The 23,691-nt window shown below is 43.9% G+C and carries 22 protein-coding genes and 3 tRNA genes; 15 read left to right on the top strand and 10 right to left on the bottom strand.

What is annotated here, in order from left to right; genetic code table 11:
• Positions 1 to 261: 261 nt before the first annotated feature.
• Positions 262 to 1,557 (bottom strand): tyrosine-type recombinase/integrase, encoded by a 1,296-nt coding sequence (locus L5L77_RS08685; protein ID WP_105252485.1) that lies wholly within the window; start codon positions 1,555 to 1,557, stop codon positions 262 to 264.
• A 61-nt stretch (positions 1,558 to 1,618) separates the two neighbouring features.
• A complete protein-coding gene (locus L5L77_RS08680; protein WP_105252484.1) occupies positions 1,619 to 1,837 on the bottom strand; it encodes a hypothetical protein in 219 nt (72 codons plus the stop codon).
• 180 nt (positions 1,838 to 2,017) lie between these two features.
• Between L5L77_RS08680 and L5L77_RS08675 the strand changes: the two genes are divergently transcribed.
• The gene (locus tag L5L77_RS08675; RefSeq protein ID WP_263182356.1) at positions 2,018 to 3,589 is read left to right on the top strand and encodes a DUF3369 domain-containing protein; all 1,572 of its coding nucleotides are present in this window, start codon (positions 2,018 to 2,020) and stop codon (positions 3,587 to 3,589) included.
• Between the two features lie 70 nt (positions 3,590 to 3,659).
• On the opposite strand, the gene L5L77_RS08670 is transcribed toward L5L77_RS08675, so the two are convergent.
• Complete coding sequence (locus L5L77_RS08670; protein WP_263182355.1) at positions 3,660 to 4,112, bottom strand: hypothetical protein; 453 nt, start codon at positions 4,110 to 4,112, stop codon at positions 3,660 to 3,662.
• A gap of 258 nt (positions 4,113 to 4,370) precedes the next feature.
• Here L5L77_RS08670 and ccoN point away from each other — a divergent pair, with 258 nt between their 5' ends.
• The 11 genes from ccoN to ttcA all read left to right on the top strand — a co-directional run bounded on the left by ccoN (position 4,371) and on the right by ttcA (position 14,602).
• On the top strand, positions 4,371 to 5,807 hold the full coding sequence (gene ccoN / locus L5L77_RS08665) for a cytochrome-c oxidase, cbb3-type subunit I (protein ID WP_107404951.1): 1,437 nt from the start codon (positions 4,371 to 4,373) through the stop codon (positions 5,805 to 5,807).
• 13 nt (positions 5,808 to 5,820) lie between these two features.
• Positions 5,821 to 6,447: a cytochrome-c oxidase, cbb3-type subunit II gene (ccoO, locus tag L5L77_RS08660; protein WP_263182354.1), complete on the top strand. Its 627-nt coding sequence runs from the start codon at positions 5,821 to 5,823 to the stop codon at positions 6,445 to 6,447.
• Between the two features lie 11 nt (positions 6,448 to 6,458).
• Positions 6,459 to 6,635 (top strand): cbb3-type cytochrome oxidase subunit 3, encoded by a 177-nt coding sequence (locus L5L77_RS08655; RefSeq protein WP_107404487.1) that lies wholly within the window; start codon positions 6,459 to 6,461, stop codon positions 6,633 to 6,635.
• A complete protein-coding gene (gene ccoP, locus L5L77_RS08650; RefSeq protein ID WP_263182352.1) occupies positions 6,635 to 7,603 on the top strand; it encodes a cytochrome-c oxidase, cbb3-type subunit III in 969 nt (322 codons plus the stop codon). The genes L5L77_RS08655 and ccoP overlap by 1 nt, the downstream gene beginning before the upstream one ends.
• Before the next feature lie 111 nt (positions 7,604 to 7,714).
• The gene (locus L5L77_RS08645; protein ID WP_263222573.1) at positions 7,715 to 8,194 is read left to right on the top strand and encodes a FixH family protein; all 480 of its coding nucleotides are present in this window, start codon (positions 7,715 to 7,717) and stop codon (positions 8,192 to 8,194) included.
• Positions 8,195 to 8,216: 22 nt separating this feature from the next.
• A complete protein-coding gene (locus L5L77_RS08640; protein WP_263222571.1) occupies positions 8,217 to 10,616 on the top strand; it encodes a heavy metal translocating P-type ATPase in 2,400 nt (799 codons plus the stop codon).
• A gap of 38 nt (positions 10,617 to 10,654) precedes the next feature.
• On the top strand, positions 10,655 to 10,903 hold the full coding sequence (ccoS, locus tag L5L77_RS08635) for a cbb3-type cytochrome oxidase assembly protein CcoS (protein WP_173244909.1): 249 nt from the start codon (positions 10,655 to 10,657) through the stop codon (positions 10,901 to 10,903).
• Positions 10,900 to 11,592 carry a sulfite exporter TauE/SafE family protein gene (locus tag L5L77_RS08630; RefSeq protein ID WP_263149184.1) on the top strand — a complete coding sequence of 231 codons (693 nt, stop codon included), beginning with the start codon at positions 10,900 to 10,902 and terminating at the stop codon, positions 11,590 to 11,592. The genes ccoS and L5L77_RS08630 overlap by 4 nt, the downstream gene beginning before the upstream one ends.
• A gap of 55 nt (positions 11,593 to 11,647) precedes the next feature.
• On the top strand, positions 11,648 to 12,400 hold the full coding sequence (gene etrA, locus L5L77_RS08625) for an electron transport transcriptional regulator EtrA (protein WP_006081599.1): 753 nt from the start codon (positions 11,648 to 11,650) through the stop codon (positions 12,398 to 12,400).
• 222 nt (positions 12,401 to 12,622) lie between these two features.
• Complete coding sequence (gene uspE, locus L5L77_RS08620; protein ID WP_105252478.1) at positions 12,623 to 13,555, top strand: universal stress protein UspE; 933 nt, start codon at positions 12,623 to 12,625, stop codon at positions 13,553 to 13,555.
• A gap of 78 nt (positions 13,556 to 13,633) precedes the next feature.
• Positions 13,634 to 14,602 (top strand): tRNA 2-thiocytidine(32) synthetase TtcA, encoded by a 969-nt coding sequence (ttcA, locus tag L5L77_RS08615; protein WP_173244915.1) that lies wholly within the window; start codon positions 13,634 to 13,636, stop codon positions 14,600 to 14,602.
• A 168-nt stretch (positions 14,603 to 14,770) separates the two neighbouring features.
• Here ttcA and L5L77_RS08610 read toward each other — a convergent pair whose 3' ends face one another.
• Both L5L77_RS08610 and L5L77_RS08605 read right to left on the bottom strand, forming a co-directional pair.
• A complete protein-coding gene (locus L5L77_RS08610) occupies positions 14,771 to 15,394 on the bottom strand; it encodes a DUF2987 domain-containing protein (RefSeq protein ID WP_263222569.1) in 624 nt (207 codons plus the stop codon).
• On the bottom strand, positions 15,387 to 16,199 hold the full coding sequence (locus L5L77_RS08605) for a glucosaminidase domain-containing protein (RefSeq protein ID WP_168827700.1): 813 nt from the start codon (positions 16,197 to 16,199) through the stop codon (positions 15,387 to 15,389). The genes L5L77_RS08610 and L5L77_RS08605 overlap by 8 nt, the downstream gene beginning before the upstream one ends.
• Positions 16,200 to 16,509: 310 nt before the next feature.
• On the opposite strand from L5L77_RS08605, the gene L5L77_RS08600 reads away from it, so the two are divergent.
• Positions 16,510 to 17,430 (top strand): YvcK family protein, encoded by a 921-nt coding sequence (locus L5L77_RS08600; RefSeq protein WP_105253119.1) that lies wholly within the window; start codon positions 16,510 to 16,512, stop codon positions 17,428 to 17,430.
• A gap of 113 nt (positions 17,431 to 17,543) precedes the next feature.
• On the opposite strand, the gene L5L77_RS08595 is transcribed toward L5L77_RS08600, so the two are convergent.
• The 5 genes from L5L77_RS08595 to L5L77_RS08575 all read right to left on the bottom strand — a co-directional run bounded on the left by L5L77_RS08595 (position 17,544) and on the right by L5L77_RS08575 (position 21,246).
• The gene (locus L5L77_RS08595; protein ID WP_028759977.1) at positions 17,544 to 18,737 is read right to left on the bottom strand and encodes an amino acid aminotransferase; all 1,194 of its coding nucleotides are present in this window, start codon (positions 18,735 to 18,737) and stop codon (positions 17,544 to 17,546) included.
• 392 nt (positions 18,738 to 19,129) lie between these two features.
• A tRNA-Leu gene (locus L5L77_RS08590) sits at positions 19,130 to 19,216 on the bottom strand.
• Between the two features lie 49 nt (positions 19,217 to 19,265).
• Positions 19,266 to 19,339, bottom strand: a tRNA-Cys gene (locus L5L77_RS08585).
• Positions 19,340 to 19,363: 24 nt separating this feature from the next.
• Positions 19,364 to 19,439 (bottom strand) — tRNA-Gly (locus L5L77_RS08580).
• 373 nt (positions 19,440 to 19,812) lie between these two features.
• Entirely contained in the window at positions 19,813 to 21,246 is a 1,434-nt protein-coding gene (locus L5L77_RS08575; RefSeq protein WP_028759978.1) for a glyceraldehyde-3-phosphate dehydrogenase, read from the bottom strand.
• A 204-nt stretch (positions 21,247 to 21,450) separates the two neighbouring features.
• On the opposite strand from L5L77_RS08575, the gene L5L77_RS08570 reads away from it, so the two are divergent.
• Complete coding sequence (locus tag L5L77_RS08570; protein ID WP_168825261.1) at positions 21,451 to 22,350, top strand: DUF2989 domain-containing protein; 900 nt, start codon at positions 21,451 to 21,453, stop codon at positions 22,348 to 22,350.
• 201 nt (positions 22,351 to 22,551) lie between these two features.
• Complete coding sequence (gene gap / locus L5L77_RS08565; protein WP_006081590.1) at positions 22,552 to 23,562, top strand: type I glyceraldehyde-3-phosphate dehydrogenase; 1,011 nt, start codon at positions 22,552 to 22,554, stop codon at positions 23,560 to 23,562.
• Positions 23,563 to 23,691: the final 129 nt, after the last annotated feature.

Below are 23,691 nucleotides of genomic sequence, written 5' to 3'. Positions count from 1 at the left end.
TTTTGATTATTGTCTACATATTTCAATAAAAAAGATAAAATATTTTTGTATACAGAAATCAAATAAAAAGGGTATGCCAAATGACATACCCTGAAAGAACCGCGCACAATGAACTTTATGTTACGGTCAAAAATCAGCTAGAACGATTCTCGTACCTCACCCACGTCCCGCGCTAATTTTTGTCGGTTTGTGCTGCGCATTATACAAACCGCAGTACCTCAACATAATGTTGAGTCTTATTGTGCGCAGCTCTGTATCTAATCACTCTATGCCTTTCAAATGGTCGATTGGTTTGTTGAACGCACTCTCATGACGTTCAATTTGGCTTGTGTGCAAATATTGCGATGTAGTGTCGATACTTTCGTGGCCAGCGTCGGCTTGTACATGGGATAACGGTCTGCGGTTGATATTGATATCGTGCGTAATGCCGGTGTGACGAATATTGTGGGCAGTAAGTTTGCGCATCTGCGCCGCATCTTGTGTAAAGCCATCGATTTCTATACGTTCTGCAGCCAGATTAATTATTTTTTGAATTTCGTCGCGAACATGACGAATGCCTAGATTGGCATTGAGGATACCAACATCTCGGCCGCGTCCAGCAGCTTTATGCCGTACAAACAAAGGATGATTTTCGTTTGGTCCTGGATAATCCGTTAATCCTAAAAACTGACGATATTTGACTAATGCATCGAGCAAAGCTTTTGAAATCGCAACACTGCGTCTTTTACCACCTTTACTCAACGGAATATGAAAACTCCAGATGCCCGTTTGCTGATTACGTTTAAACTGGTTCATCACCGGCGAATAACCCGCACGTGCAGACACATCTGAAATGCGTAAATAACAGCAATAAATCAATATAACGAGGAATAAACTTCTTTGATGTAACTCAGGAAATTCTTCTGCTAGTCCAGTAACGGTCGCCATAATATATGACCACTGTAATTCAGTAAATGCGAGACTATTTTCATCTTCATGACTTTGACGCTGATATTGCCTGTTTGCTGCAAATCGACTGTGATTAAGCCAGATTTGAGCAGGATTCCGCTCACAATATTCTTCACTTGTCAGATACGAATAAAACGAAGACAAAATGGCCATTTTTGTTTTTAACGCATTATCGCTTAACACATAAGGCTGGATTTGCCCGAGTTGTTTTTTGCCGACAAATGGTCGCCATTGCGAGTTTGGAACCCGTTCATCATGCAGTTTATCGTACTTAAACTGTGGCACATTAAAATAACCGATCAGTGCTATCGGCGGTGCTTGGCAATAATCAACGTAACGGCTCATGTCTTTGCGCGTAACTTGAATGGGAGACATTGAAACTACATCAAAACACCAATGCAGAAACGTAGTGAGTTCACTGCGATAAGCTTTATAGTTGTTTTCGTTATGCTTTTGCTCAAATAGCCAATCACTGGCATGCTCGATGACTAAGCCCGCATCAACCACCTTTTTCATGCTAATTTGGGTGATATATTGGTTAACAATACTATTGCCAACTTGTATGAATTCAAATGAGTCAAATAACGGGATTACTGGAGGAAGTTGCATATTACATCTGAATTATAAGAGTTTCTTGTATGATAATACTTAAACGCAAATGCCGATAATGTTATTTATCGGCATCAAGATATGTCAGATTTTTAGCGCAACTTGAAAATGAACATTGCTGACAAGTAATACGCTTTTTGCAACAGATCAAGCATAGCTGCCACACTTGCTGTTTCGATTGGCTATCTAAGCACGTGAAGTCAGATGCGCAGATGTGTCCATCATGTATCAGCTGTGCCAATTTATGCGCTGAAATTGATAAGTTAATTCGATTAGTCATGCCCTTTCCCTCCCTATCATTATTTGATAGTAATAGAATACACAAATGAGAATCGTTATCAACAACGTAATTTAAGGATTGCCACTCATCTCGCTATTTTATGCAAGATTTTGCACCGCTTTGAAATGTGTCTACTACACTGATTATGTGATCATTATTTTTACTTGAATGAGGTATCGGATGCTGATTGATCTTGCAAAGAAAAACCCTCTTTTTTCCGGTAAAAAGTCTACCGAGACAACAGAGTCTGGTATTCCTTGGAAGGTATTAGTGGTCGATGATGAACCTGATGTTCATACCGTCACTAAGCTTGCCCTCTCCCGCTTTAAACTTGATGGCCGTGCCCTCACCTTTATCAATGCTTATAGTGCCGAACAAGCAAAAGAATTACTCAATCAAGAACATGACATCGCCATTGCCTTTATTGATGTTGTCATGGAAAGTGACCATGCAGGGTTAGAACTAGTAAAGTGGATCCGTGAAGAATTACTGAATAAAACCACTCGATTGATCTTACGTACAGGCCAGCCAGGGCAAGCACCAGAAGAAGACGTTATCGTCAATTACGATATTAATGATTACAAAGCAAAAGCTGAACTCGATTCCCGTAAGCTGATGACCAGCGTCTACTCAGCCCTTCGCTCTTATCGCGATATCATGGAAATCGAGCAAGCAAGGCGCACCCAAATAAATCACCGTAAGGGCTTAGAAAGAGTACTAGAAGCCACCTCAGGATTATTTGAACTGCGCACCCTGCATAAATTCGCCGATGGACTGCTTACTCAAGTCGCCACCCTGCTCAATCTGGATTCAGAAACCCTACTGCTAACGTGCAATGCCATTGATGCGATCAGCGGTCATCTTGATCCCGTAAATATTGAGATCCTCGCGGGCACAGGCCAGTTTTCCAATAAAAACCATATTACTCAATTGCCAGAGCATATCGACCGCTTACTGCGCAATGCGCTCACGCAAAAACGTTGCCTTTATGAAGACAATTGTTTTGTCGGTTACTTCCCCACAAAAAGCGGGCTAATCAATCTACTCTATATGGATGGTATTGATAAAATTGATGATCTTGATAAGAAACTCATTGATATTTTTGCCATCAACGTCGGCGTTGCATTTGAGAACTTGCTGCTCAGTCAAGAAGTTGAAGATACCCAATCTGAGCTCATTCTGCGTTTAGGGGATGTGGTTGAAAGCCGCTCAAAAGAAGCCGCCAATCACGTGAAACGTATGGCGGAATATTGCTCCCAACTCGCTTTACTCGCTGGTTTACCTGAATACGAAGCCGATTTACTGCGCCGCGCCTCACCTATGCATGACATAGGTAAAATAGCGATCCCCGATGCCGTTCTGCTCAAACCCGGTAAGTTAGACGATGAAGAATGGCAAGTCATGCGTCAGCACCCTACGATTGGTCATCAGATTTTGGCGAATTCAGAGCGCCCTATCCTCAAAGCTGCATCGATTATTGCACTGCAACACCATGAAAAATATGATGGTTCTGGTTATCCCGCCAATTTAAAACAAGACGAAATTCACATTTTCGCGCGGATTGTGGCTATTGCAGATGTGTTTGATGCACTTTCTCATGCCCGCTGCTATAAAACGGCTTGGCCTTTAGAAGAGGTGTTAGCTGAAATGCGTAAAGGCGCTGCGAAACACTTTGATCCGCACTTATTACAGCTTTTTATCGATAATGTGGATATTTTTGTCAAAGTAAAAGACAGTTGGAAAGATAGTTAATCCTTAATCACCCGAGTTAACACTCTCTAATAATACGCTGAGGACGATTCGAATAAATATCTAGCCAGTCTTAGCCATTGTCATCAGCGAGAAAATCAAACACTGCCGTTTTAGTTTCGCCATTAAGGTTGAAACTAACAAAGCCGCGCCAAACCATATAACCACTGCTACAGGAGCCATATACCATCTGACCAATATAGGTCATTTCATCGGTTTGCTTCACATTTACAGGAATAACCCCCATAAACATATCTCTTCCTTCTAAACGAATTTGCACATTTTTGATAGGCGATGAAGCTAATAGCCTTAATGTTAATGGCTTTTCGCTCGGGGCATTCGCTGGCGATAGGCTAATAGCAAGCTTGATATCGTCCAATTGTTTAACACAATCCCCTGCCGAAAATTGACAGAGGGAAGGATCAAGACTGCTTTTATGTGTGACTTGCTTAGCATCTTCAGTACAAGCTGTGAGATTGATGAGAATTAACGCGATGAATAAATAGAGATTAGGACGATTTAGCACAAAGATTAACCTTATGACGCAATATGTTAACATTCTATGGCGTAGGTTGATCTAGATCAACTTTCCACACCCCTTCTTTGGTATCTTTTTTGATATTGCTCAAGTATCATTGCGAAACCTCATATTTGAGCAAAAATATGCAGGGTAACGCATTGACATGACTCAGCAACCTGAATAGGGAAGCTGATTTTTATGTCGTTTTATAACAGGTAAAGCTTGTCTTTACTCAAAGTATCAGTAATAAGCAGTGGAAGCATGATGATGAACCATTCCCAGCCAACAGGCGCTGATTACAATTACACCATTGTCCGCCAATTTGCCTTAACCACAGTTTTGTGGGGTATCGTTGGTATGTCAGTCGGTGTATTAATTGCGGCTCAGTTAATCTGGCCTCAGCTGAACTTTGACACTCCTTGGTTAACGTATAGTCGCTTGCGACCATTACACACCAATGCGGTGATCTTCGCGTTCGGTACATCAGCCCTTTTTGCAACATCCTATTATGTCGTACAACGTACCTGTCAAACCCGACTATTTGCACCTAAGTTAGCTGCATTTACGTTTTGGGGCTGGCAAGCAATTATTATCTCCGCAGTAATCACCTTACCCTTAGGCTACACATCGAGTAAGGAATACGCAGAGCTAGAGTGGCCTATCGATATCGCAATTGCTATCGTCTGGATAGCTTATGCTACGGTATTCTTTGGCACGATTGTTAAGCGCACAACTTCACATATTTATGTGGCAAACTGGTTCTTCGGGGGGTTTATCCTTACCGTAGCGGTACTTCATATTGTTAACTCAATGGCAGTACCTGTTAGCCTGTTTAAGTCATATTCTATATACAGTGGCGCTGTCGATGCCATGGTACAGTGGTGGTATGGTCATAACGCCGTTGGTTTCTTATTAACCGCAGGCTTCTTAGGGATGATGTATTACTTCGTACCTAAGCAAGCGGGTCGTCCTGTGTACTCTTACCGTCTATCAATTGTCCATTTTTGGGCTTTGATCGCACTGTATATTTGGGCAGGTCCTCACCATTTACATTATACCGCGCTACCTGACTGGACTCAGTCTTTAGGTATGGTGATGTCACTGATCCTATTCGCACCTTCTTGGGGCGGTATGATTAACGGTATCATGACCTTGTCTGGTGCTTGGCATAAACTGCGTACCGATCCTATTTTACGTTTCTTAGTTGTTTCTCTGTCTTTCTACGGTATGTCTACCTTCGAAGGCCCGATGATGGCAATTAAAACCGTTAACGCACTGTCACATTATACAGACTGGACTATCGGTCACGTTCACTCAGGCGCGCTAGGCTGGGTTGCTATGGTGTCTATTGGTTCTTTGTATCACCTGATCCCTGTGTTATTTGGCCACGGCCGTATGTACAGCGTCAAGTTAATCAATGTTCATTTCTGGTTAGCAACGATTGGTACTGTACTCTACATCGTCTCTATGTGGATTTCGGGTGTAATGCAAGGTTTAATGTGGCGCGCAGTGAATGCTGACGGTACTTTGACTTATAGCTTTGTTGAAAGTCTGGAAGCTTCTTATCCTTTCTACTTTGTGCGTTTCCTCGGCGGTTGTTTATTCCTTACCGGTATGCTGATCATGGCATATAACGTGATCCGTACAGTGAAAGCCTCTAAAGATTCATTGCCAGCATTGGCTGAACCCACAGCGGCTTAAAGGAGCAAACTCGATGAAATTTAATCATGAGATAGTCGAAAAAAACATCGGTTTGCTAGCGATTTTTACTGTTATCGCTATCAGCTTCGGTAGTCTGGTTGAAATCACACCGTTGATTTTTCAAAAAGATACGACTGAGCCAGTTGAAGGTTTAAAGCCATACACTGCCCTGCAAATCGAAGGTCGCGATCTATATGTGCGCGAAGGTTGCAGTAATTGCCATAGCCAAATGATTCGTCCTTTACGGGCTGAAACTGAACGTTATGGTCACTACTCTGTTGCGGGTGAATCGGTTTGGGACCATCCATTCCTATGGGGTTCTAAGCGTACAGGTCCTGATTTGGCACGTGTTGGCGGTCGTTATAGCGATAAATGGCATGAAGTTCACTTAATCGATCCTCGTGCTGTAGTACCTCAATCGAATATGCCTGGGTTCCCATGGTTAGCCGAAAACAAGTTAGACGGCGAACTGACGGGCGCGAAGATGACTATCCTACGTAACATGCATAAAGGCGGTTACAAAGGTAATGATCTTTATACCGATGAAGAAATCGCTGGCGCACAGAAAGCTGTTGCAGGTAAGACAGAGCTGGAAGCCTTGATTGCATATCTTCAGTCTTTGGGTCACGCACTCAAATAAGGAGGCAATATATGGATTACGGCACATTACAAGGCATCTTAACCATTATTGTGATGCTGACCTTTATCGGTATCTTTGCTTGGGCATATAGCTCGCGCCGTCAGAAATCATTTGATGAAGCAGCTAACCTTGTATTTTCCGATGAGGAAATCAGCAAGGAATCGAAGGACTCAGGAGAGAATAAGTGATGAGTAGCTTCTGGAGTGTTTGGATTACCGTACTCTCGTTAGTCGTGATCGCGGGTTGTTTTCTATTACTCCGCGTGTGTTCTAAGAACACCACGGGCGTAAAAGAAGGCGAATCCATGGGTCACAGTTTCGACGGTATTGAAGAACTCAATAACCCACTGCCAAAATGGTGGAGTTATATGTTCTATATCACTATCGTGTTTGGCTTGATCTATCTAGCCTTATTTCCTGGTTTAGGTAACTACAAAGGCCTTTTAGGCTGGACGAGTTCTAACCAAAGCATTGGTACTGAACAAGGTATTAAAGCCGATTCTGCCGCAGCCATTGAGCTTGCAGCAAAAGAAGGCCGTTATGTTCAGTATGACCAAGAAGTAAAACACGCTAGTGAAAAATATGGCCCAATCTTCGCGGCTTACTTGGCAACACCACTAGATGAATTAGTGAAAAACCAAGAAGCATTGAAAGTGGGTGGCCGTTTGTTCCTACAAAACTGCGCACAGTGCCATGGCTCTGACGCACGTGGTAGCAAAGGCTTCCCTAATCTCACCGATGGTGACTGGTTATATGGTGGCGACTTAGCCACGATTAAAACCACTATCATGGGTGGTCGTCATGGCATGATGCCGCCGAAAGGTGGTTTGCCAATCGATGACAGCGAAATTGCGGGTTTAGCTGAATACGTTGTTAAATTGTCTGGTCGTGAGCACGATGAAACACTCGCTGCCCAAGGTCAAGGGTCATTCATGAAAGGTTGTTTTGCGTGTCATGGTATGGACGCTAAAGGCAACAAGTTTATGGGTGCTCCTAACTTAACTGACGATGTTTGGTTATATGGCGGTAGCCGCGGCGTGATCGAAGAAACCATTAAACATGGTCGCGCAGGTGTGATGCCGGCGTGGAAAGACGTTCTCGGTGAAGAGAAAGTTCACGTAATCGCAGCTTATGTTTATAGCTTGTCAAACAAGTAATTAGATATGAGTAACGCTAAGGCCTCGAAGACTTCGAGGCCTTTTTTTTAAAGTGCTAAAACCACCTTTTAACGGTAAAATGGCGCAAATTTTTTAGAATGGGTATCTGACATGAACGAACAACAAGCCTGGTATAAGCAGTTCTGGCCTTGGTTTTTAATTATTCTTCCTTTATGTGCTGTCATCGCAAGTTTTACCACACTGAAAATTGCCCTTACTAACTCGGACTCGTTAGTCGCCGAGGATTACTACAAAGAAGGCAAAGCCATTAATATGGACTTGAGTAAAGTGAAGTATGCCAAACAAATCGGCATGAGCTTTTTACTCGAACAAACTAATAATGAAATTTTACTGACGCAACAAGGGGGACCTACATATCAAGCCGCCTTGAAAGTCGAGTTCTATCATCCAACCATTGCCGACAGAGATATGAAACTCACTGCGACGGCCGATGCCAGCAATGTGTATCGCATTACCATCCCTACTACCCTAACCGGCCCTTGGGAAGTTCGCCTCGAAAGTTACGATGGTAAATGGCGAATTCACCAACGCGTTGAATTAAAAGATCACGTCCAACTTTGGCTGAATTGATTGTGGTTAAATAAGTAGCGCTATGACGTATCCAAGTTGTTTTCACTGCCAAGAGCCCGTTCTGACGGGCCAGCAGTTTGTGACTCGCATTAATGACCGTGATGAACTTATGTGTTGCCCTGGCTGTCAGGCGGTTTCTCAAGCGATTGTCGATGCGGGATTACTCAGTTATTACAAGTTCCGCACTGAGCCTGGCAGTAAACAGAATGCCCTGGTCCCCGAAGCATTAACGCAATTTAGCGCCTATGACTTGCCCGAAGTGCAGCAAGACTTTGTGCATTCTGAGGACAATGTCGAATCAGTATCACTCTCCATCGATGGTATCACCTGTGCCGCCTGTGCTTGGTTAATTGAACACAAAGTCAAACAACTCGCGGGCGTGAGCCAAGTGCTAGTCAACTCAACCACCCAACGCGCCATGATCAGTTGGGATAAACGCAAGGTAAAACTTAGCGATATTCTCGGACAAATTAGTCGTATTGGCTATCAAGCCGCGCCCTACCAAGTTGACGAACAAGAGCTCAACAATAAACTCAATAGTCGCAAATTTTTACTGCGTTTAGGCTTAGCTGGCTTTGCGACTATGCAAGTCATGATGTTCGCCCTCGCCCTTTATACTGGCTACTTCACTGATTTAGACGTGCAGTATCGGGACTATTTCCGCTGGGTCAGCATGATTTTTGCCACGCCTGTGGTGCTTTATTCGGCGCAGCCCTTCTATTTTAGTGCCATTCGTACCCTGCTCAGCGGCAAACTCAATATGGATGTGTCTGTTTCGATTGCCATTGGTGGTGCCTATACCGCAAGCTGTTTTGCCACAGTGAATGGCACAGGCGAAGTGTATTTTGAATCCGTATCCATGTTTACATTCTTTTTGTTACTCGGGCGTTACTTCGAGCAAAAGGCAAGACAAAAGGCCTCGGTCAGCTCCAGTAATTTACATAAATTGGTGCCGCTCACTGCACACTTAGTCACCGAAAATGGTCAAGAAGAAATTCCGGCCAAAAAGTTACGCCTCAATGATGTGATCCTTGTGAAACCAGGAGAAATGGTTGCGGCCGATGGTGTGGTGATTGAAGGCCACACAAATATCAATGAAGCTATGCTCACAGGTGAGCAAATGCCCATTGAAAAACAGCAAGATCAGCAAGTGTACGCTGGTACTATCAACGTCGACCAACCGATAAAAGTTAAAGTTACCGCATTGGGGCAAGACCAACTCGTGGCTGAAATTATTCGACTGCAGGAACTGGCATCCAATACAAAACCTGCGATAGCCCTATTAGCCGATAAATTATCCCGCTATTTCTCGGGTACGATTCTAACAATCGCGACGATCACCTATTTGGTTTGGCAACAGATTTCCCCAGAGGATGCCTTTTGGGTAACGTTATCGGTTCTGGTCGCCACTTGTCCTTGTGCCTTAGCGCTAGCGACACCGACCGCCGTCACCTGTGCAACCGCCATTTTTACCCGTCTTGGGATCATTACCCGCAAAGCCGGTGTCTTTGAAAAACTTCCGCAGATTAAACATGTGGTCTTTGATAAAACTGGCACCCTTACCTGTGGTACGCTCTCTATCGGGCAAACGCAGTGCATGGCCGATTTAACAAAGACGCAGGCCTTAGCTATTGCCGCAGCGCTGGAAACAGGCTCTCGTCATCCGATTGCGGCTGCATTTGCCCTATTTGCCGATAATACCTTGGTCGCAGAACAAGTTCACCATGAAGTCGGCTTTGGTGTTCGAGGCCGTATCGAGGGGACTGATTATTTAATTGGTAATGCTGTATTTACTGGTGCACGTGTCGATACTCAGGACCCAACCCAAAAGATTTGGTTAGCACGCTCAGCTAATGAGCAGCTTGAAGTGCTTGCCAGCTTTGAGATCCAAGACAATATTCGTCAAGACAGTAAGGCCACGATTGAAATATTAAAGCAACAAGGTTGTCGCATTAGTATCGCCAGCGGCGATAGCTCCGGACATGTGCATCAACTGGCCAAAGAGCTGGGAATTGAAGATGTGCACAGCGGATTAACCCCCGCGGGCAAACTTGCCCTAGTAACGAAATTACAACAGCATACTCGCGTGGCGATGTTTGGCGATGGCATCAATGATGTGCCAGTACTTGCGGGGGCTGATTTGTCGGTCGCCATGGGCAGTGGCAGTGCGATTGCCAAAAACAGTGCCGATTTGATTTTGCTGGGCGATCATCTATCCCGTTTCACCCAAGCTGTCGCGGTCGCTAAACTGACCACGCAAATTATTAAACAAAATTTAGCGTGGGCGCTGGGTTACAACGCCCTTATCTTGCCTTTAGCTGTCACTGGTCATGTGGCACCTTATATTGCCGCGATTGGCATGTCGGCGAGTTCTTTGATTGTGGTCGGTAATAGCCTGAGATTATTACGGGTAAAAGTGTGATCATAATAAAACGTTTAACCAGATACTAAGAGGTCATTATGGAAATTATTTATGTGCTTATCCCCATTGCCATGATCTTCGTCGCCATTGCGGTAATGGTATTTTTCTGGGCAGTGAAATCTGAGCAATTTGACGATCTTGACCGTCAAAGTGTTTCTATATTGTTTGATGAAAATACTGACAAACCAGGCCATCTACCCACCCCTGCCATTCAGTCAACAGCAGAACATGATGACATCGCAGCGCAGCAAGCGATAAAAAATCAGCAAAAAGGCATGCCTTTGTGATTGAGTACAATGTCACCGGTGCCTTTCTCGTCGGCTTGATGGGAGCTGCACATTGTTTTGGTATGTGTGGCGGTTTAGTGGGCGCTTTTTCCGCCCAAATCCCTCATCCTAAAATAGGTAACCAGCTGGCCCATCAGCTTAAATATTTACTGAATTACAATTTAGGCCGTATTTTAAGTTACACCTTAGCAGGCGGCTTAGTGGGTGCATCGTCGGCAGGTCTTGGTCACTTATTTGAACTGGATATTTATCTGATTGTCCTGCGCATGGTTGCTGGACTGATGATGATTGCAACAGGGCTTTACATCGCTAAAATTTGGGTTGGAATAGTGCAAATTGAGCGTGTAGGTCAATGGCTATGGCAATATTTAAAACCGCTAGCGCAGCGCCTTGTTCCAATCAAGAATCCGAGCCAAGCAGTCATGGCAGGATTCATTTGGGGCTGGCTCCCCTGCGGCCTCGTCTATAGCACCTTAACTTGGTCGGTTGCATCTGGCTCTGCCAGCCAAGGCGCCTTAATTATGTTAGCCTTTGGCTTGGGTACTTTACCCGCGCTATTAAGCGCTGGCGTTGCGGCAAAACGCCTTGCTGCATGGGTACAAAAGAAAACCGTTAGACTATTGAGCGGCTTACTGTTAATTGCTTTTGGTGGTCAAACTTTATATATCGCACTCGCGCAGCTAAACTAGCCCAAGTGAGTGAATTGGTTTAACATGGTTGCAGTGGATAAACTTGAGAATCAACATGACAATTGAACAAAATAAGAATCGTCGTCCTGCCGCTAGCGGATGCACAATCCATTGTCACGATTGCAGTATGGGTACCCTTTGTATTCCTTTTACCCTCAATGCAAGTGAGCTAGATCAGCTCGATGATATTATTGAGCGTAAAAAGCCAATCCAGAAAGGCGAGCAAATTTTTAAGTCAGGTGATGCATTGAAATCCCTGTTTGCGATCCGCTCTGGCACCATCAAAAGTTACACTATTACCGAGCAAGGTGATGAGCAGATAACGGGCTTCCATCTTGCGGGTGATGTGATTGGTTTTGATGGTATTCACGCTCAGTTGCACCAGAGTTTTGCACAGGCCCTCGAGACCTCTATGGTCTGTGAAATCCCCTTTAATATCCTCGATGAACTTTCGGGCACTATGCCTAAGTTACGTCAGCAGATCATGCGTCTAATGAGTAATGAGATCATGAGCGATCAAGAAATGATCCTGCTGCTCAGTAAGAAAAATGCCGAAGAACGTCTAGCAGCGTTTATCAGCAATTTAGCAAATCGTTTCGGCAGCCGTGGCTTCTCACCCAAAGAATTCCGCTTAACCATGACCCGCGGTGACATTGGTAATTATCTCGGTTTAACCGTTGAAACCATCAGCCGCTTACTTGGACGCTTCCAAAAGTCAGGCTTGATTGAGGTTAAGGGTAAGTACATCACTATCCTCGACTCGCAAGAGCTAAATCTGTTAGCGGGTAATTCTCGCATCGCGAGATAGTCAATCGCAAGAGCATTAACCGTGAGAGGTCAAGCCTAAATAATTGTCGCCAATAGCATAACAGTTTAATGGTAAAAGCTGTGCTTGCTAGACATGTCATGCAGATTAAGGCATGATTTTTAAGCGAGTTTTAATCAATTTCAAATGAGTTTGATCTAGAACAATACAGCTCACTGCCAAAGGCTCATGATGATATTGAGCCTATGACTAAAGGAACCAAACATGAAGGATTATCAAAAAATACTGGTTGTGGTTGACCCTACCACTGAGAATCAAGTTGCCCTTGCACGAGCGGTCGCCTTGGCCAGTAAATGCAACGCTCAAGTCACTGTGTTTCTTTCTATCTTCGACTTCTCTTACGAAATGACTTCGATTCTGTCGAATCAAGAACGCGAAGCCATGCGTCAAGGTGTCATAGATCAACGGCTCGCCTGGATCCAAGACTTACTCGCCGCTTATACTCATCTGCAACTCAATATCGATACTCAAGTCATTTGGCATAATCGCCCCTTTGAAAGCATTATTAATCATGCTATTTCAGGGCAATATGATTTGATTGTTAAAGGCACCCATGCCCACGACAAACTCAAGGCGGTGATCTTCACTCCAACTGATTGGCATTTAATGCGTAAAGCCCCTGTGCCAGTGTTGATGGTGAAAGCCCATGACTGGCCAGCCGCAGGCAAAATCCTCTGTGCTGTGAATGTGGCAACCGAAGATACCGATCATCAAATGCTTAACGGTAAAATTATTGAACATGCAAAAGATTTGGCGAAAAAGTTCTCTGCTGAAGTACATTTAGTTAATGGTTATCCCGGCACGCCAGTTAACTTAGCCATTGAGCTTCCTGACTTTGATGCCCAGTCATACAACGAAACCATTCGCATGCAGCATGAGCAGCGCGTGAGTTATCTTGCAGGCGCTTATGATATTAATCCAAGTCATTGCCATGTAAAAGAAGGTTTACCAGAGGATGTGATCCCTGAACTGGCTGAAAAACTTGATGCTGAATTGGTGATCCTAGGGACTGTCGGTCGTACCGGATTTTCAGCAGCACTGATAGGTAATACCGCTGAACATGTTATCGATAGCATCAACTGCGATTTATTGGCTATAAAGCCCGACGGTTATAAATCACCGTTAGAAGAAGCCTAAGCAATACGCGGCTCTTTACCCCGCCAAAGATAGCTGGAATAATACGCGCCCTGAAACTGTGTTACTGGGCGCTTTTTTATGCTTGAAGCTATATCTGAAGTTACGGTAAATCCTATGCCGGAAGAATTATCAAAAAAACAAACTACCCGTCTGAATAAATTACAGAAGCGGCTTCGTCGTGAAGTGGGCAGCGCGATTGCCGATTACAATATGATTGAAGATGGCGATAAGATCATGTGCTGCCTCAGTGGCGGTAAAGACAGCTACGCCATGCTCGATATTTTGATGAATCTGCAGCAACGTGCGCCCATTCAGTTTGAAATCATTGCGGTTAATTTAGATCAGAAGCAACCAGGCTTCCCTGAGCATGTATTGCCCGCCTATCTCGATAAGCTCAATGTGCCTTATCACATCCTCGAGAAAGATACTTACTCGATAGTGAAAGACAAAATTCCTGAAGGTAAAACCACCTGCTCCTTGTGCTCTCGCCTGCGCCGCGGCACGCTTTATGGCTTTGCTCAGCGTATCGGCGCCACTAAAATCGCCCTAGGCCATCACAGGGATGATATTATTGAGACCTTGTTCTTAAATATGTTCTTTGGCGGTAAGATGAAAGCAATGCCGCCAAAGCTGCTGTCGGATGATGGCGCTAATATCGTCATACGTCCCCTAGCCTATTGTCGCGAGAAAGATCTCGAAGAATATGCAAGCTTAAAAGAATTTCCAATCATTCCATGCAACTTGTGTGGCTCACAGGAAAACTTAAAACGCGCCGCAGTCAAAGACATGCTGAATCAATGGGATAAACAATACCCCGGACGCATTGAAACGATTTTCACCGCCATGCAAAACACCGCACCATCACAGGGTGTTGACCGTGAACAGTTCGACTTTGTGTCTCTAACACGTGACCCCGATGCGCCTATGCGTGGTGATGTTGCTGAAGCCAATCTGCCTGCATTCGATTTTCTTGATATCGCCAATAGTGGTCGTATCGATTTGGATGCAGCAAAACGCATTGATATTGTTAACACTTACGAAGTCTAACTTAGACTGAATTTAGCGCCTATTCAGTAAGAGAAGTTAACGCAACGAAAGTAAACAAGATAAATTAACACAACAAAAATGCCCACTTAATGTGGGCATTTTTATGGCTACAGAATAAGTTTATCTTTGAGCCAGCGCTTCTGAATCGCTCTGAAGATATAAAGATGATTACTTCACCCAAGGACTCAACACTAATGGCTTGGCACTGAAGCTTAGCGTGGTGATGCTTTCAAGCTCATTAGCGGCTAATTTATAACTGCCTTTTATCGCTTCTTCACGACCATTAAGGCGTATATAGACTTCTTGTTCAGGTGAGAATTCAAAGTTTAAGCCAGTAATGGATTCCCTAAAATAACGCATCGGGAAGCCTTGCATAGCACCGAGCAGCGTGTCCATCTCAGTCATGATTTGTTGTAGGCGCGTTTTATCGTACTCGGCTAATGTCTGTTTTGCTCTAACTTGCATTGCAATACCACATCCCTCAGCGCTGCCAGCGAAATGCAGATTAACCAAGGCTCGCTGATCTTTTAAATCATCATCTAAGGGAATGAATAACCGCTGATCATCAGTATACGTCAGTGGCGTTGAGGTTTTTTCACTGGAAATAGAACCACTTTGGATCAAACAATTCTTTTGCATTGGAACACTAAAAGCCACTTCCACGAGTTGATAACCGCCTTTATTGACTTGTTTCAACCTATCATAAAAGCCTTTATATTCAAGGGATACAGTTTCTGCAGCGGCGCTAGTTGCCAAAAAAAATAGGCTACTAAACAACAGTTTTTTATACATCGACATTCACCAAATATTTTTCATTATGACGTAACATATCAAGCAGCTCATCAATATAAGCCTCTTGTCTTTCAGAATAATTCACTAAACCGTAAATCAATTGATCCGCTGTTGGCTCTAGCTCCTGTGAACGTAAATCTGCTCGAATAGAGCGAAATAACGCATAGGCAGTATTAGAATTTAAATTACGCATATAGGATGAAACCGATTCATCGACCGATGAAAACACTTTCACCTCATGACTTTTACCCGAACCACGTGAGGACGGCACTATGCCGCAGCCAGAAGTAAAACACCATTCACCAAAAAAGTTAAAACCTTCTCTCGCAAAACGTGAACTCCCCCAACCCGATTCATTCGCGGCTTGAATTAACACCATAGATTCCGGCACGATATCGACACGTTTAAGTAAGCTTGCTAATGACTTAGCATCTACGTTACGCGCCGCATATTGGTATTTATCGAATAACGCATTGATCTGCGCTAATTCGGTATTAGATAAACTCTTACCATTATCGACTAAGGCAAGCATCTCATTGATAAAGCCACGCTCCATCAAGATAATGGCATTCTGTTGCTGAACAATCGGCCGCAGGAAATCAAAAAAAGCTTTCTTCTTTTCGGTAATGTCGCTGATCGCTGAAAAGTCAGGGACTTGCGTAACAGGATCGACATCGCTGACGAATTGGGGCGCAATAGCGGATGAGTCATTCGAGTGAGGAATGATCCAAACTCGTAATGCAAAAATCGCCACTATGACCATGGCTAATGCCAATGTAAACGAACCGATTCTACCCGTTTTCAATCATTCACCTTAGGTGTAACGCCCTTATTGGGCAAATAAAGGCCGGATTATAAGCTATTTGTCAGATTTCACGAAATTTGCCCATCATCATGATCACGAACTCAGGTACAATATTACGCCTGAGGCACCATTATCGAGTCGAGCTTGCTATTACGCCGTCATTTATAGATGCAAGCATTTGACTGAGTATTTATACTAAGGTTCCTTAGCGTTATCACCATTGCACAACGGCTCATGAGTCATCCCGCTTATAGCGACAATGGATGGCTATGACATTAAATTTTCGGGTATTCAGGAAGGAAAAACCCAGATGCAGCATTTGATGTTAAATCAATTTGAACGTGTCGTCGCCATCGGCGGAGGCCATGGTTTAGGCCGAGTATTATCCTCGCTCGATTTTTTAGGCAACCGCCTTACAGGGATTGTCGCCACCACTGATAATGGCGGTTCTACTGGTCGACTGAGAGCCGAACAAGACTGCATTGCTTGGGGTGATTTACGTAACTGCTTATCCCATTTAGCTAATCGTCCTTCCGTTGGCTCGCAATTGTTCGAATACCGTTTTCAAGGTGCCACTGAACTCAGTGGCCATAATTTAGGTAATTTAATCTTACTGGCTCTTGATCAACTCTGCGTTCGTCCATTAGAAGCAGTTAATCTCATCCGTAACTTACTTAAGATAGAAACCCAACTTATTCCCATGTCAGAGCAGCCCACTCACTTAGTGGCCCTGCAAGCCTGTGGCAGTAAAGTCTTTGGGGAAATTAATGTCGACAGTATGAATGAGGCTCCTATCGCGCTCTGCCTTGAGCCGCAGGTCGATGCCACCTTTGAAGCCTGTGAGGCCGTTCGGCACGCAGATTTAGTTATCCTAGGCCCTGGGAGTTTCTTAACCAGTATCATGCCGCCGCTGCTGTTACCTAAGTTCGCGAAAAGCCTCGCCGCTACTAAAGCACAGGTAATCTTTATCGATAACCTTGCCGAAGAGGCCTCACCCGCAGGTCGGTTTAGCATTGAGCAACGTATCGCTTGGTGTCACCAAGTGATTGGCAAGCCCATTATTCACAAAGTACTTCGCCACGGTGAACAAACGCGTTTAGGGCCACTGATTAACTATTTTCCGTTGAAGAATCGCCATAATCCCAATCTACATGATCAAGCTAATTTATTAGATGCATTAAGCGCCCTGCTGCGGATCAATGATCTCACTCAACAACCGCTTGCCTGCTAGTTCTTACCTGTTAATCATTTAATCGAAATAATAAAGGACAGCAAGTGCTGTCCTTTATATTGTAAAGCTAAAAGGAATGTCCCTTTAGTCTGTCTATAAGGCTGCTATAACCATTACAACACTTGTGCTATGGCTTTACAGATAACAGGCATATTCGTCTTAGTCATGCCTGCAACGCTAATGCGTCCAGAGCCGACAATATAGACACCGAATTCGTCTTTCAAACGTGCCACTTGGGCTTTGTTTAAACCTGAGAAACTGAACATGCCATTTTGGCGAGAAATAAAACTGAAGTCCTGAGTCACGCCCTCAGCCTTTAAGCTATCAACAAACAGAGTACGCATTTCGGCGATACGTTCACGCATCTCTTTGACTTCCTGCACCCACATGGCTTTCAGAGCTGCATCATTTAATATCGTGCTGACGATCAGTGCGCCGTGGGCTGGCGGATTAGAATAGTTGGCGCGTATGGTACGTTTCACTTGGCTAAAAGCACGTACGGCAGCATCAGCATCTTCAGCCACCACAGTCACGGCGCCAATACGCTCGTTGTATAAACCAAAGTTTTTAGAGAAAGAGTTAGCGACCAGCAACTCAGACACTTTAGACGCGACTAAACGCAGACCTGCCGCATCTTCTTCAATGCCAGCACCAAAACCTTGATAAGCAAAGTCAAACAGTGGCACGAGTTTCTTATCAGCACACAATTGAGCAACAAGTTCCCATTGCGCCAACGTTAAATCGATACCCGTTGGGTTATGGCAGCAACCGTGTAGCAGCACGACATCACCCGCATTGGCGTTAGATAAATCAGTCATCATGGTATCGAAATCGATGTCATGGGCTTCTGCTTTGTAATAACCGTACTCTTTAACCGTTAAACCCGCCGTTTCAAAAATATTCTGATGGTTGGCCCACGTTGGATTACTCACCCAAATCGTGTGCGAATCGGTATTACGCAGTAAAAACTCAGCAGCAATACGCAGTGCTCCTGTACCACCAGGAGCTTGCGCTGTGGCAGCACGGCCAGAAGAAATTAATGCACTGCCTTCGCCAAACAACAATGTTTGTACTACACGGTTATAAGCTTGAACGCCTTCAATGCCTAAGTAGTTTTTGGTCTTCTCTTGCTCAAGTAAAATGGCCTCGGCTTTTTTCACTGAAGCCAGAACGGGAGTCTGTCCTGCCTCATCCTTATAAATGCCAACACCAAGATTAACTTTATCCTGACGCGGATCAGCTTTAAAGGTATCGGTTAAACCAAGAATTGGATCAGCGGGTGCGAGTAATACTTGAGAGAAAATCATGACTACGTATCCTAATATGCGCGTGTAGGGGAAATTTCGGCTTATTTATACCACTGTCTTTAAGGGGGTAATAGCGACTTAAGTCCCTTCTTAGGGAAATTATTACACTATTGTCGATTCAATAATAAAAAGTACATTTTATTACGCAATTATTAGCCCAATAGTGACATTACTTAAATAAAGCGATTTACAACATCTAGATCACAAAATCACTCAGTTTTGTATTGTAGAAAAGAAACAGGTCAGAAGTCGCAATACTGAATGAGTAAAATAGTGGGCTTGGGCCTAACCAATCTATAGCTGTAGTGATACTAGATTAAGAATCATGAAATGTGGGTGTAGAAGTTATAAAGCAAAAAAGCCCTGACATCAGTCAGGGATTTTTTGTTTTTTGGTACCCGAGGCCAGACTTGAACTGGCACGCTGTTACCAGCGAGGGATTTTAAATCCCTTGTGTCTACCGATTCCACCACTCGGGCAAACTCTTTATATTAACAACGGGAATCGTGTCATTAATACTTTAATCTATGGAGGCGCGACCCGGAGTCGAACCGAGATCGACGGATTTGCAATCCGCAGCATAGCCATTCTGCCATCGCGCCCAAACTGCCAAATTTATTAAAATTTGGAGCGACATATCGGGTTCGAACCGATGACCTATACCTTGGCAAGGTATCGCTCTACCAACTGAGCTAATGTCGCCTATCATTGCGCTTAATCATTTGAACTCATGCTCGGCATGCTTTCCCCTGACTGCGGATTGGCATTCTACCGATTTAGACCTCAGAGTCAATCAACAATTTTTAAAAAATGATCTAAGCCGTATCGTTTGCCCAATAAACCGCCACACCTCAGTAAAGTTGATGTTTCATTCATCAATTTAGGCTTTTTACCGATACTGATGCCGATGCTACCGCTAATTAAACGCGGCAGATAAACAGGAGTTCATAATGAGTTATGGAGTAGAGTCCAATAAAATTGTAGAAGTATAGAAAAACAAAAGCGCCCTATTGGGCGCTTTATTCAAAGGTTAGGCAAAGTCATTAATCACTCGAGCAAAAACTACGCGGGCAATTTACGCAGGTAGAGATAACGTCGTTAAACCTAACATAGTTTGCATTACGCCAACCACTTGGCAACTGTAACCAAATTCGTTGTCATACCATACATAAAGAATGGCACGCTTGCCTTCTGCAATAGTCGCTTGTGAATCAACCACACCCGCGTAGCGAGAACCCACTAAATCGCTCGATACAATCTCAGTAGAGTCTGTGTAATCAATTTGATTTTGCAGTGGTGATTGTAGCGCCGTATCTTTCAGATACTCGTTAAGCTCATCTTTACTGGTTTCAGCATTCAGGTTCATGCTGATGATCGCCATAGAGACGTTAGGCGTCGGCACACGAATCGCGTTACCTGTTAACTTACCGGCTAATGCAGGTAAAGCTTTAGCAACCGCTTTTGCTGCACCCGTTTCAGTGATCACCATGTTTAATGGTGCACTACGGCCACGACGGTCAGCAGTATGATAGTTATCAATCAGGTTTTGATCGTTAGTATAAGAATGAATCGTTTCAACGTGACCATTCTCGATACCATATTTATCATTCACAGCTTTCAGTACTGGCGTAATAGCATTGGTGGTACAACTCGCCGCAGAAACGATAATGTCTTCAGGGGTAATATCGCCTTCGTTCACACCGTAAACGATGTTCTTAATCGCGCCTTTTGCAGGAGCCGTCAGTAATACTTTGCTGGCACCTGGGCTCTTAAGGTGTAAACCAAGACCCGCTTCATCTTTCCAAATACCTGTATTATCGACAATCAATGCATCATTGATGTCGTATTTAGTGTAATCCACTTCGTCGGGTGAATTAGCATAGATCACTTGGATATAAGTGCCGTTGGCTATGATGGCGTTGTTCTCTTCGTCAACTTCAACAGAACCATTGAAAGGACCATGGACTGAGTCACGACGCAGTAAACTCGCGCGTTTTTCTAAATCACCTTTCTTGCCGCCACGTAAAACGATAGCGCGTAATCTTAACTTATTGCTGCGACCTGTGCGTTCAATCAGCAAGCGTGCCAATAAGCGACCGATACGGCCAAAACCATAAAGCACGACGTCACGCGGCGCGACATCATCGGCATGGTCGATAGCATCGGCCAATTCTTTTGCCATATAGCTTTCAATTTCGCTGACATCAGTATGGTCGCGCCAGTAATTGACAGCGAGTTTACCAATATCCACTTTACATTGTTTAACTGCGAGTTTGCTCAAAGCTTGAACGAAGGGGAAACTCTCGCGTAAACGTAATTTTTCACCGACATGACGACGAACTAAACGGTGCGCTTTAATGATTTCAATCGTAGAAGCATTGAGTAACGGCTTGCCGTAGACCACGACTTCAACGCCTTGGTTACGGTACAACTTGCCTAACAAAGGCTGCATCGCCTCTGCCATTTCAAAACGTTCTTGCCAACTTTGTAGGTGTTTATCAGCGCTCATTTACAGATCCTTTATCTCACTTTTCAATAAAATGTACTGAAAGGTTTGAGTAACATGACGAAAAGACCAATAATCTAATGCGGGTTTTAGGGAAAACCCTGTTTTGGTCGGCGCCATTGTAATGAAAGTCGCGCTTTGTTGCCAGTAAGATATTTTCTGTAAATCTGTAATTTTATTAGAAATAATTATCGTTTGGAGAGTGTTTTGAGACAAAATCTAGTAATAATTACATCATTTACCTTAGGGATGAGCTTTTTCGGTCTTTTCGGTTGTGATAATGACCGAAATATCTCAGCAATTTGTAAAAATAATCCTGAAATTTGTGCCGATTTGCATAAGGATAGCTGGTGTTTGACTGAAAAGACCAAACTTATCCAAAACCGCTACATGTTAAAAGACAACGAAAACCTCACAGGTAAGCAGCTCTACTCACAATTAACCTACCTTGAGGATTACAGCCGTTGCATTGAACTCGCCTCTGGCGTTCAGCATATCATCCACACCAATCGCACAGCAGATAGAGCCAGAGCCTTTAGACTAAGCACTCAAAATTTAAGTTTACTACAAGATCAAACCCGTGAACGGCAAGACCCTTTTATGTCCTATTACCAATGGACTCGCTTTGGCGATACCGCTGCGTTAAATAGATTATTAGAACAGGAAAACGCCGGCGAAGTGACTGACCCCTTTCTACTTGCCCAAGTCGCAACCTATTACAGCAATCGAAATGCCATCAAAGCGCAACAACTCTATCTTAAAGTCTTTGCGGAGATCCAATACGATGATTTCGACGTTAACTGGTTACTTGGGCTCGCATCTGCCTATCGCCAGCAACAGGTTTTAGATAAATCCTATATGCTAACAAAAGCAAATTTACTACTTACGCAGCAGAAGTATTCTGAAGAAAAAATGCTAGCCTTGCTCGGTGGCAATAAAACGCTGGCGACTGAACTCGATTTAAAAGCCCAAGCCCTTATCGATGCGCTAAAAAAGGGCACTTATTCTATGAGCCCAGTAAGACAATGGCTTGATCCTCAAGCGGTTGCCCAAGCGCCAACTGTAACTGAGGTGGTGCCGCCTGCGCCTGTCGAAAAAGTAAACTAAGCAATCGATGGCAAAATGTTTGCCATCTTGTAATTTTTTACCCAATTAACGCGTAAAAAATGGCGATTTCGCGACCGATGTAAAAAAAATACCTAATTTGTTAATCAAGACAGCGGTAAAATGCCGATTTAACTTGACGATAGCTGTCAGTTTGGTAATTTTACTACCAGTTGAATTTTATAATCACCAGAGGGATATGAGATGACTATCCGTGTAGCAATAAATGGCTATGGCCGTATCGGTAGAAACGTATTACGCGCCTTGTACGAAAGCGAAAAAGCTTATCCAATCAAGATTGTCGCTATTAATGATTTAGGCGACGCTTCAATCAACGCTCACCTGACAAAATACGATTCTGTTCATGGTCGTTTCAATGCCAAGGTTGACCATGATGCAGAAGCCATTTATGTGAATGGCGATAAGATCCTCACTTTCCAAGAACGTGATCCTGCAAAACTGCCATGGGCAGAGCTACAGGTTGACGTGGTTTTCGAATGTACCGGTATCTTCACTTCTAAAGAAACCGTTCAACCACATTTAACCGCTGGCGCGAAGAAAGTGATTATTTCTGCTCCAGGCAAAAACGTCGATGCCACCGTAGTTTACGGTGTGAACAACAACGTGCTGACGTCAGACATGACAGTGATTTCAAATGCTTCTTGTACAACAAACTGTTTAGCCCCTTTTGCTAAGCCGTTAAATGACGAGATTGGTATCGAATCAGGCCTGATGACCACCATTCACGCTTATACCAACGATCAACGTTTATCTGACGTGTACCACACAGATTTACGTCGTGCCCGTGCTGCGGCACTGTCAATGATCCCAACTAAAACTGGCGCAGCTGCTGCTGTAGGTTTGGTTGTACCTGAATTACAAGGTAAATTCGACGGTTTAGCGGTTCGTGTACCTACAGTTAACGTATCACTCGTGGATTTATCTTTCATCGCTGCCCGTGACACTACAGTTGAAGAAGTGAATGCCATTATTGAACGTGCTGCCAGCGTTGCGCCATTGAGCGAAGTGTTAGCGGTAAACAAAGAGCCATTGGTGTCTATCGACTTTAACCACAATGCGTTTTCTTCAAACTTTGACGCAACTCAAACCCGTGTAAACGGTCGTTTAGTGAAAGTGATGTCTTGGTATGATAACGAGTGGGGATTTAGTAACCGTATGTTAGATAACGCGGTTGCCCTGATGAACGCCAAGTAAGTAAGCGTAAAGTAATCTAGTCACTAGATTCCGCGTTACTCAATTAAGCCTCGCATTTGCGGGGCTTTTTATTGCCTTAGTTTTAATAAAAACAACAGACATAAAAATCCCCACTCTATGGCGGGGATT

The sequence above is a fragment of the Shewanella sp. SM29 genome (genome assembly GCF_025654245.1).
Classification (GTDB): domain Bacteria; phylum Pseudomonadota; class Gammaproteobacteria; order Enterobacterales; family Shewanellaceae; genus Shewanella; species Shewanella oncorhynchi.
This window is presented reverse-complemented; position numbering and strand designations above follow the sequence as displayed.

What these genes read in the sequence shown, in the direction of transcription:
- L5L77_RS08685 (WP_105252485.1), bottom strand. Translation starts at nt 1,557, where the DNA reads ATGCAACTTCCTCCAGTAATCCCGTTATTTGACTCATTTGAATTCATA.
- L5L77_RS08680 (WP_105252484.1), bottom strand. Translation starts at nt 1,837, where the DNA reads ATGACTAATCGAATTAACTTATCAATTTCAGCGCATAAATTGGCACAG.
- L5L77_RS08675 (WP_263182356.1), top strand. Translation starts at nt 2,018, where the DNA reads ATGCTGATTGATCTTGCAAAGAAAAACCCTCTTTTTTCCGGTAAAAAG.
- ccoN (WP_107404951.1), top strand. Translation starts at nt 4,371, where the DNA reads ATGATGAACCATTCCCAGCCAACAGGCGCTGATTACAATTACACCATT.
- ccoO (WP_263182354.1), top strand. Translation starts at nt 5,821, where the DNA reads ATGAAATTTAATCATGAGATAGTCGAAAAAAACATCGGTTTGCTAGCG.
- L5L77_RS08655 (WP_107404487.1), top strand. Translation starts at nt 6,459, where the DNA reads ATGGATTACGGCACATTACAAGGCATCTTAACCATTATTGTGATGCTG.
- ccoP (WP_263182352.1), top strand. Translation starts at nt 6,635, where the DNA reads ATGAGTAGCTTCTGGAGTGTTTGGATTACCGTACTCTCGTTAGTCGTG.
- L5L77_RS08645 (WP_263222573.1), top strand. Translation starts at nt 7,715, where the DNA reads ATGAACGAACAACAAGCCTGGTATAAGCAGTTCTGGCCTTGGTTTTTA.
- L5L77_RS08640 (WP_263222571.1), top strand. Translation starts at nt 8,217, where the DNA reads ATGACGTATCCAAGTTGTTTTCACTGCCAAGAGCCCGTTCTGACGGGC.
- ccoS (WP_173244909.1), top strand. Translation starts at nt 10,655, where the DNA reads ATGGAAATTATTTATGTGCTTATCCCCATTGCCATGATCTTCGTCGCC.
- etrA (WP_006081599.1), top strand. Translation starts at nt 11,648, where the DNA reads ATGACAATTGAACAAAATAAGAATCGTCGTCCTGCCGCTAGCGGATGC.
- uspE (WP_105252478.1), top strand. Translation starts at nt 12,623, where the DNA reads ATGAAGGATTATCAAAAAATACTGGTTGTGGTTGACCCTACCACTGAG.
- ttcA (WP_173244915.1), top strand. Translation starts at nt 13,634, where the DNA reads ATGCTTGAAGCTATATCTGAAGTTACGGTAAATCCTATGCCGGAAGAA.
- L5L77_RS08610 (WP_263222569.1), bottom strand. Translation starts at nt 15,394, where the DNA reads ATGTATAAAAAACTGTTGTTTAGTAGCCTATTTTTTTTGGCAACTAGC.
- L5L77_RS08600 (WP_105253119.1), top strand. Translation starts at nt 16,510, where the DNA reads ATGCAGCATTTGATGTTAAATCAATTTGAACGTGTCGTCGCCATCGGC.
- L5L77_RS08595 (WP_028759977.1), bottom strand. Translation starts at nt 18,737, where the DNA reads ATGATTTTCTCTCAAGTATTACTCGCACCCGCTGATCCAATTCTTGGT.
- L5L77_RS08575 (WP_028759978.1), bottom strand. Translation starts at nt 21,246, where the DNA reads ATGAGCGCTGATAAACACCTACAAAGTTGGCAAGAACGTTTTGAAATG.
- gap (WP_006081590.1), top strand. Translation starts at nt 22,552, where the DNA reads ATGACTATCCGTGTAGCAATAAATGGCTATGGCCGTATCGGTAGAAAC.